This window comes from Thiolapillus sp., assembly GCF_048562965.1.
Lineage (GTDB): Bacteria > Pseudomonadota > Gammaproteobacteria > Chromatiales > Chromatiaceae > Thiolapillus > Thiolapillus brandeum_A.
This window is the reverse complement of record NZ_JBHNMF010001514.1, coordinates 1-590: the sequence shown is the minus strand read 5'-3', so window position 1 is coordinate 590 and position 590 is coordinate 1. Positions and strand designations below refer to the sequence as shown.

Here is a 590-nt window from a genome sequence, read left to right as displayed (position 1 = left end):
AGCAGGATGCAGCAATCAGCGTATAGAACAAGCTCTAACGGGCAGTATGAACAAAATAGCAACTTTATTTCACCCGAAAATATACGGTGGAACAATGTTGCTTACTCTAAACTCTAGTACCTGTAAATACAAAAAACGAATACCATTGAGGTACAAACGGCAACTGGCTGCACTCAAATGGCGCTCTTTGACCAGGTAAACAAAATAGTCCTGGATCTGAGCTTGCTGAAGCTGGTCCGGCGGCTTATGGAAATACGTTGCCAACGCCCTCACGGCGGCCAGATAGCTTTGATGAGTGCGGGGTGAAAAACCACGCTGCTGCATGGCATCGATCATTTGTTGGCGTAGGGATGTCATCGAACTTCTCCTTTGTTGAGACCAGGATCGGTCTTAACAAAGTGTGGTCGATAATCTCCCGAAGGGTGGGCTTGGGGAGCTACCGCGAAGCGGTTTAGTTCAACATTTTACACAAGCGTGTCTTCGACCTCGTGATAAATTTTGGGACATCCCAGTCCCCAAAATCGACTCGGCCTTTGACAACCTATTCGTGCCCCAGCCGTCCTGGTCACCCAGCACTACGCAACAACTTC

At 48.5% G+C, this 590-nt stretch carries 1 protein-coding gene; it reads right to left on the bottom strand.

The genetic code is table 11. The features are described from left to right. Positions 1-69: 69 nt before the first annotated feature. Positions 70-357, bottom strand: a complete 288-nt coding sequence (locus ACOCD2_RS25245; protein WP_293648057.1) for a site-specific integrase — start codon at positions 355-357, stop codon at positions 70-72. Between the last annotated feature and the right edge of the window lie 233 nt (positions 358-590).

Coding starts and splice junctions, on each gene's coding strand:
- ACOCD2_RS25245 (WP_293648057.1), bottom strand. CDS start 357: ATGACATCCCTACGCCAACAAATGATCGATGCCATGCAGCAGCGTGGT.